The sequence below is a fragment of the Streptomyces sp. NPDC001880 genome (genome assembly GCF_053594575.1).
In genome coordinates, this window is the sequence record NZ_JBSFET010000283.1 from 1 (window position 1) to 1,408 (window position 1,408).

Genomic DNA, 1,408 nt, shown 5'->3' on the forward strand with positions numbered 1-1,408 from the left:
GCGGCGCTCTCCGCCGTCGCCTCCCGCTGCACCGTCCCCGTCACGGTGAGCGTGGACCTGCCGGGGCGGCCGGCCCAGGCGATCGAGGGGATCGCTTACTTCACCGTCTCCGAGCTGCTGCAGAACGTGAGCAAGCACGCACGGGCGACCCGCGCCTCGGTCGAGGTGTGGCGTACCGGGGACCGGCTGCTGCTCCAGGTCACCGACGACGGACGCGGCGGCGCCCGGATGGACGGCGGTACGGGAATGGCGGGGCTGGCCGAGCGGCTGGGCGCCGTCGACGGGCTCTTCGTCCTCGACTCACCGGTAGGCGGACCCACGACCGTCACCGCGGAACTGCCCTGGCGGGACCGCGAACAGCAAAGGGGCAAGGGTCCGAAGAGCGCGCGGGCGGCCTCGCGCCGCTAGGGCCTGTCCGGCGGATCAGGGTCGGACAGGGCCGTGAGGCGCCCCCATGGTGGGGAAAACCCCCGGCCGAAGAGGGATATCCCCCTCATGGTGGGCCGCCCCTCAGAACAGCACCCTTGTCGTGACGGCAACAGACCGCTGATGAAGTTGAGAAGAAACGGACAGCACCCATGGCCACGGCATACGGACCGGACACTCGGGACCACCAGCGGTCCGGGGCCGGCTTCGGGAACCATTCCCCGGTGAAGCACTTCCTCCCCGCAGCGCTGCGCGCGCCCGTCGAGGGCAGGACCTGGCGCGAGTTCACGTATCTGCTGCTGAGCCTGCCGATCGGCATCGTCCTGTTCAGCCTCTCGATCACCCTGACGACGCTGGGCGTCGGCCTGCTGATCACCTTCCTCGGGGTGCCGGTCCTGGCCGGTGCGCTGGCCATGTGCCGCGGCTTCGGCGCGATGGAACGGGCACGGGCGCGCGGACTGCTGAAGGTGGACGTGGTGGCCCCGGCGCCGGCCCGCGGCCGGACCGGCGGTCTGTTGTCCTGGGTGGGGGCGATCCTCAAGAGCGGGGCGTCCTGGCGGCATCTGCTCTACACCCTGCTGCACATGCCGTGGGCGGTCTTCGCCTTCTGTGTCGCGGTGACCTTCTGGTCGGTCGGGTGGACCGCGTTCACCTACCCGCTGTGGCGCTGGGTCTTCCCGGCGTACACGGGTCGGGGCGGCATTCAGCTGTACAGCGACCGGGCCCATGAGATCCGCCTCGACTCCTCCGTCGAGATGGCCCTGACCAGCGCGTTCGGCCTGGTGTTCGTCCTCGTCACGCCGTGGATCATCCGTGGTCTGGTGAGCGTGGACCGGGTCATGGTGACCGGGCTGCTCGGGCCGTCCCGGCTGGCGACCCGTGTTTCGGAGCTGGAGTCGGACCGGGGGGTGGTCGTCGACACGGCCGCCGCCGACCTGCGCCGGATCGAGCGCGATCTGCACGACGGCGCCCAGGCCCGCCT

Annotated in this window: 2 protein-coding genes; both read left to right on the forward strand. The window is 71.1% G+C overall.

Going from position 1 to position 1,408, the window contains the following annotated elements; all coding sequences use genetic code 11:
- Window positions 1-408, forward strand: a 408-nt coding sequence (locus tag ACWCQ6_RS37290; protein WP_451096949.1) for a sensor histidine kinase, incomplete at its 5' end; no start/stop codon positions are given.
- Window positions 409-578: 170 nt separating this feature from the next.
- The coding region (locus tag ACWCQ6_RS37295) for a sensor domain-containing protein (RefSeq protein WP_451096951.1) at window positions 579-1,408 on the forward strand (830 nt) is incomplete at its 3' end.